Origin of the sequence: Pseudomonas sp. fls2-241-TYG-175 (genome assembly GCF_030209155.1) — a bacterium.
Classification (GTDB): Bacteria; Pseudomonadota; Gammaproteobacteria; order Pseudomonadales; family Pseudomonadaceae; genus Aquipseudomonas; species Aquipseudomonas viridiflava.
The window spans coordinates 70,892-77,173 of record NZ_JARVSO010000033.1 but is presented as its reverse complement, the minus strand read 5'-3'; the positions used below and the strand labels follow the sequence as shown (position 1 = coordinate 77,173).

Annotated in this window: 7 protein-coding genes; 6 read left to right on the top strand and 1 reads right to left on the bottom strand. The window is 57.0% G+C overall.

The window, feature by feature from the left end:
* Positions 1-151: 151 nt before the first annotated feature.
* Positions 152-508 (bottom strand): 6-carboxytetrahydropterin synthase QueD, encoded by a 357-nt coding sequence (queD, locus tag QRN20_RS21135; RefSeq protein WP_004884620.1) that lies wholly within the window; start codon positions 506-508, stop codon positions 152-154.
* Between the two features lie 216 nt (positions 509-724).
* Between queD and QRN20_RS21130 the strand changes: the two genes are divergently transcribed.
* The 6 genes from QRN20_RS21130 (at position 725) to QRN20_RS21105 (ending at position 6,278) form a co-directional block, all read left to right on the top strand.
* Positions 725-1,033, top strand: coding sequence for a PepSY domain-containing protein (locus tag QRN20_RS21130; protein WP_043304510.1), 309 nt, complete (start codon positions 725-727; stop codon positions 1,031-1,033).
* On the top strand, positions 1,033-1,338 hold the full coding sequence (locus QRN20_RS21125) for a PepSY domain-containing protein (protein WP_004884624.1): 306 nt from the start codon (positions 1,033-1,035) through the stop codon (positions 1,336-1,338). Before QRN20_RS21130 ends, QRN20_RS21125 begins: the two co-directional genes overlap by 1 nt.
* The gene (locus tag QRN20_RS21120; RefSeq protein ID WP_043304511.1) at positions 1,338-2,006 is read left to right on the top strand and encodes a response regulator transcription factor; all 669 of its coding nucleotides are present in this window, start codon (positions 1,338-1,340) and stop codon (positions 2,004-2,006) included. Before QRN20_RS21125 ends, QRN20_RS21120 begins: the two co-directional genes overlap by 1 nt.
* On the top strand, positions 2,003-3,325 hold the full coding sequence (locus QRN20_RS21115) for a sensor histidine kinase (protein WP_058430513.1): 1,323 nt from the start codon (positions 2,003-2,005) through the stop codon (positions 3,323-3,325). The genes QRN20_RS21120 and QRN20_RS21115 overlap by 4 nt, the downstream gene beginning before the upstream one ends.
* A 113-nt stretch (positions 3,326-3,438) precedes the next feature.
* A complete protein-coding gene (gene ctpM, locus QRN20_RS21110; protein ID WP_122491341.1) occupies positions 3,439-5,118 on the top strand; it encodes a methyl-accepting chemotaxis protein CtpM in 1,680 nt (559 codons plus the stop codon).
* Positions 5,119-5,213: 95 nt separating this feature from the next.
* On the top strand, positions 5,214-6,278 hold the full coding sequence (locus QRN20_RS21105; RefSeq protein WP_004884636.1) for an AI-2E family transporter: 1,065 nt from the start codon (positions 5,214-5,216) through the stop codon (positions 6,276-6,278).
* The last annotated feature ends 4 nt before the right edge of the window (positions 6,279-6,282 follow it).

Below are 6,282 nucleotides of genomic sequence, written 5' to 3'. Positions count from 1 at the left end.
TCCCCATGTGAGAGTAGGTCATCGTCAAGATTGAATTCCGAAACCCCTCATCGCTTACGCGATGAGGGGTTTTGTTTTTGGACGCTGAAAATATCTTTGACGCCTCTATATTCAGGGCAAAAAAAACCACCTGTTCAAGGTGGTTTTGATATCACTCTCCGCGGTACTCACACCCGCTTGTGCAGGTTTCGTGAATACGAACCGCCGAGAGTTCAGGTAGAAGAGGCTTCAATTCATTCCAGATCCATTTCGCCAGATTCTCGCTGGTCGGATTTTCAAGGCCCGGGATGTCATTGAGGTAGTTGTGATCGAGGCGCTCGTACAAAGGCTTGAAGATCGCCTTGATTTCAGAGAAGTCCCGTATCCATCCCGTGTGCGGATCTACCTTACCTGCCAGGTGAATGCCCACGCGAAAGGAATGCCCATGCAAGCGTCCACACTTGTGGCCTTCCGGTACGTGTGGGAGGCGGTGGGCTGACTCAAATGTAAACTCTTTAAAGATTTCCAAAATGTATTAGCTCTAGGAAAATGGCGATCGCTGATGCGACAAATGCAGTACGCGAGTTTAACAGCAATGGTTTGAAACTCCATGATCGCACAGAGGGAAGGGCGGTTTGAACGCCTCAAGGTGATGGCTCCTAGCCATAAGTGTTCAGTTTGAATTAAGTTCCCGGCGTTATGATGGTTGCCATAAAAGCATCGGCCGCCATGGAGCCTTCCAATAATGAAAATGCCGATCACATTCTTGACTGCTTTAGCGCTTTCAATGACTGCCTGTATGATCCACGCACGCAACATTGATCCCGACGAGGTCTTGCGACTGAGCAGTGCGGGGACGCTTCAGCCTTACGAACATCTTGATGCCCAGGCACTGTCCACGCATCCAGGCGCCAGGATCATCGACACAGAGCTGAAGAACCAGTACGGCAGGTATGTTTACAAAGTCGAGCTGCTGGACGCTAAAAACGTTGAGTGGGACGTCGAAATAGATGCCGTCACAGGTCACGTCTTCCGGAATCATCAGGATAATTAATGAATGTCGACAAGCCTCTCTGCGCAATCCTTGGTTTGAGCCTGGTTTGTTCCTTTGCGTATGCCAGAGATCTGAATCAGGATGAAGCCCTAAGGCTGAGACAGCAGGGCGTCATCTTGCCTCTTGAGCAGTTCATCGAGCATGCATTGGGCCTTCACCCGGGCTCCAAGCTGCTCGAGGCCGAGCTTGAAGAAAAGCATGATGTATACGTGTACGAATTCGAATTGCTGACCCCGCAGGGCGTTGTTCGTGAGCTGAAATTTGACGCTCGCGATAGCCGACTGCTGAAAGACGAGGAAGATTGATGCGGCTGTTACTGGTTGAAGACCACGTACCCCTGGCGGATGAACTCATCGCCGCACTCGGGCGGCAAGGCTACGCGGTTGACTGGTTGGCCGATGGACGTGATGCGGTCTATCAGGGGGCCAGCGAGCCTTATGATCTCATCGTTCTTGATTTGGGTTTGCCCGGCATGCCTGGCCTTGAGGTACTTGAGCAATGGCGAAGCGGTGGACTTGCCATTCCGGTGCTCATACTCACTGCTCGTGGATCCTGGTCCGAGCGCATCGAGGGGCTTAAAGCCGGCGCAGATGACTACCTGACCAAGCCCTTCCATCCTGAAGAACTTCAGCTGCGCATTCAGGCGCTGTTGCGCCGTTCTCACGGGCTTGCCAACCATTCCACGCTGGAATCGGCAGGCCTGAAGCTGGACGAGGGGCGGCAATCCGTATCTCTTGGCGGCGCTGATATCCAGCTAACGTCGGCCGAGTTTCGTTTGCTGCGTTACTTCATGCTTCATCCCGAGCAGATCCTCTCCAAGAGCCATCTTTCCGAGCACTTGTACGATGGTGAAAACGAACGCGATTCCAATGTGATCGAGGTGCACGTCAACCACCTGCGTCGCAAGCTGGGACGAGGCGTGATCGAAACGCGACGTGGTCAGGGCTATGTATATGGTGGGGCAGGCGGTTGAAGTCCATACAGCGGCGGTTGAGCCTGGGCCTGATCGCCGTCATGGTCGTCGTGGGACTGGTCATGGCGCAAACCAGCCTCTGGCTCTTCGAACTGGGCCTGCAGCGCTATCTGGAATCGGGTCTGCGTAACGAAAGCGAGAATCTGCTCGTCGCGCTGGTTCGCGGACCTGCAGGTCTGCAACTGGATGATCATCGTCTTTCAGGGGCCTATCAGCGTCCATTGTCTGGACACTACTTCCGTATGGATCTGCCGCAAGGCCATTGGCGGTCTCGTTCGCTGTGGGATTTCGAATTGCCCGAGTCAGGCCCTGTCGGTTTGCATGCCAATTTTGAACTGGGCCAGACAGGTCAGTCGTTGCTGATGCTGACCGCGGAATACCGAAAGTTCGGCAAGAAGATCACGATCACCGTGGCTCAGGACTACACGCCGGTCAAAGCCAGTTTCCGCCGGATGCAGCAGATCGGTCTGGGGCTGGGGCTTGCCGCATTGATACTGGTTCTGGTGCTGCAGCGTGTGACTGTCTTCAGAGCGTTAAGGCCGCTGGAAACCGTTCGTGAACAGATTTCGCAACTTCAGCAAGGTCAGCGTTCGCAGCTGGACGAACATGTGCCGCTGGAGCTTGAGCCGCTGGTTGCCCAGATCAACCATCTGCTCGCCCACACCGAAGACAGCCTCAAACGCTCGCGCAATGCGCTGGGTAACCTGGGCCATGCGCTCAAGACCCCTTTGGCGGTGCTGCTCAGTCTTGCGTTGAGTGAGCAGCTCGACCACAACCCGGCGCTGCGCAAAACCCTTCAGGAACAGCTCGAAAACATTCGACTGCGTCTGGAACGCGAGCTCAACCGCGCCCGGCTTTCCGGTGACGCGCTGCCTGGTGCGCGCTTTGATTGCGACGCCGAGTTGCCCGGCCTTTTCTCCACGCTAGGCATGATCCACGGCGGTCATCTGGACCTGGTCAACAAGGTGCAAGGCGGCATGTATCTGCCTTGGGACCGGGAAGACATTCTCGAGTTGCTGGGTAACCTGTTGGATAACGCCTGCAAGTGGGCGGACAGCGAGGTGCAACTGGACATCCTGCGTCAGGATCAGGGCTTCCGTTTGCTGATTGACGATGATGGTCCCGGCATCCCGGAGTCTCTACGCGCAGAGGTGTTCAGCCGGGGCGCCCGTCTGGATGAACAGATCACCGGGCACGGTCTCGGTCTGGGTATCGTTCGTGACATCGTGGAAGCCTGGGGTGGCCAGTTGCAGTTGCTCGACAGTCCCCTGCACGGTCTGCGGGTACAGATCGATCTTCCCGAGCGAACCGCTCCCTGAGGCATCTCGGTTCAGCCTGACAGAAAATCAGGACAGGTCTTAATGTTCAGACACGGCCGCCGATAACAGAGGGGTACAACTGACTTTATAAAAATAACCATAAGGCCAATCCTATGCGTCTTAGTCTGAAAGCCAAGGTGCTGTCACTGGCGACACTGCCGGTTCTGATGTTCGGGCTGGTGATCAGTGCGACCACCGTGTTCATGTTGCACCAGCAGGCTGACCGAGAAGTCAGCGACACACGAGAGCGACTGCTCTCCGAGGCCAAGACCACCCTGCAAAACTACGTCGCCATTGCGATGACTGCCATCAAACCCCTTTACGAGGCGTCCGCTCCCGGTGACGAAACCGCGAGGGCCACGGCTATCAAGCTGCTCTCCGCCGTCTCCTACGGCAAGGATGGCTATCTCTTCGGGTACGACTCCCAGGTCATCCGTATTTTCAGAAGTACCAATCCCGACGGTCTGGGCAAGAGCTTCAATGACGTGCGCGATCCGAATGGGGTCTACCTCAATCGCGAACTGGTTGCCGTCGGCAAGGCGGGTACCCATTACGTGATGTATTCCTCGGCGCTGCCCGGCAAGACCGAACCAGTGCCCAAGATCGGTTACACCGAGTACCTGCCCAAATGGGACCTGGTGGTAGGCTCTGCGGTCAATCTGGACGGCATCGATGCTCAGGTTGCCGTCGTCAGGCAGAACGTTGAAGCGCGCTTGCAGGAGATGCTCTACAGCATCCTCGGCATCACGTTGCTGGTCCTGGTGGTCATCAGTGTCGCCGGCATGCTGCTGACCGGCACGTTGTTGCGTCCGTTGCGCCTGATGAAGGACAACCTTGATGACATCGCCGCAGGTGAAGGTGACCTGACACGTCGTCTGGCGGTGACCAGCAACGATGAGCTGGGTGAGCTTGCTACGTCTTTCAACCGTTTCGTGGACAAAATCCATGGGATGGTTCGGCAGGTCACTGAAATGACCGGGCAGTTGAATGAGCTGGTGAGTGAAGTGTCGTCGCAGGCGCAGCGTTCAGAGAGCGCAATGGAGCGTCAGCGCCACGAGACCGATCAAGTGGCCACCGCCATCAACGAGATGTCAGCCGCCGCACAAGAGGTCGCCAAGAGCGCGCAGGGCGCTTCGGTGGCCGCTCAGCAGACCGATGAGCAGGGGCGCACCGCCAAGCGTGTCGTCGATGGCAGCATTCGGCAGATTCATGCACTGGTGGACGACATCCGCAAGAGCGGTACATCGCTGGACAGCCTGCAGCAGGACGTTTCCTCGATTGTCAGCGTGCTCGGTGTGATTCGCTCCATTGCCGAGCAGACCAATCTGCTGGCCCTCAATGCCGCCATCGAGGCTGCAAGAGCAGGGGAAGCCGGTCGTGGCTTTGCCGTGGTGGCAGATGAGGTGCGAGCGCTTGCCAGCCGCACTCAGCAGAGCACGCAGGAAATCCAGGGGATGATCGACCGTCTGCAGCACGGTACACAGGAAGCCGTCTCGGCCATGCGCCGCTCCAGCGAAGCCGGTGACGGCACGTCGACCCAGGCCAACGAGGCCGGGCTATCGCTGAGCACGATAGGCGAACTGATTGCGACCATCAATTCGATGAATGCTCAAATCGCCAGTGCGGCTGAAGAGCAGACGGCCGTGGCGGAAGAAATCAATCGCAGTGTCCACCAGATCGCCGGAGCGGTCGAAAGCGTGGCGGACGAAACCCGGCAAAGTGCGCAGACGTCGCGCAGTCTTGCTGAACTGGGTTCACGTCTGGGTGGACTGGTGGGCCAATTTCGGGTTTGACCCGGCTGTCATCGTTTCCCATGGCACTCGTACGTTTGTCCGCTGACTAACAGCTAGACCGCGCGCAATGCGCGGTCTAATGACATGGACTGGACATGAACGAAACCGTACAGCAATACAAGACACTACTTCTGCTACTGGTGGGGGTGACCATCGCCTTCATCTGGATTCTGCTGCCGTTCTACGGCGCGGTATTCTGGGCCGTTATCCTCGGCATCATCTTTGCGCCGCTTCAGCGCAGGCTGTTGCTTCGATTTGGCTGGTCACGCAACCTGACATCCCTGTGCACGCTGATGATCTGTCTGGTCATCGCGATTCTGCCGGTGATCATCATCAGTGCGTTGCTGGTTCAGGAAGGCACCACGCTCTATAAAAATGTCGAGACCGGGCAACTGGATATCGCGGGCTATCTGGCTGAATTCAAGACCCTGTTGCCTCACTCGCTGCAGGCGTTGCTTGACCGGCTTGGCATGGGCGACCTTGAGGGATTGCGTGACAAGATCGCCAAAGGCGCGATGCAGGGCAGCCAGTATCTGGCGACTCAGGCCTTCAGTTTCGGTCAGGGAACCTTCGATTTCGTGGTGAGCTTTTTCATCATGCTCTACCTGCTCTACTTCTTTCTGCGCGACGGCCACGAGCTGGTCCGCAAGATGCGCAACGCGGTTCCGCTGGCCGAACAGCAGAAGCGTCGTCTGCAGCTCAAATTCACCCGTGTCGTGCGTGCCACAGTCAAAGGCAACGTGGTCGTGGCGGTGACGCAGGGCGCGCTGGGCGGGTTCATCTTCTGGGCGCTGGATATCCCGAGCGCGTTGCTCTGGGCTGTCATCATGGCCTTTCTGTCCTTGCTGCCAGCGGTGGGGGCGGGGATCGTCTGGGCGCCTGTTGCGTTGTACTTCCTGCTCAGTGGCATGATCTGGCAGGGCGTTGTACTGGGTCTTTTCGGCGTGTTTGTCATTGGCCTGGTAGACAACGTGCTGCGTCCGATTCTGGTCGGCAAGGACACCAAGATGCCGGACTATCTGATTCTGATCTCTACGCTGGGCGGGATGTCGGTATTCGGTCTGAATGGCTTTGTGATCGGTCCGTTGATTGCAGCGCTGTTCATCTCTACCTGGGGCCTGTTCAGCGGTGCGAAAAAACCGGTTCGATTGCCAGGCTAGGTTT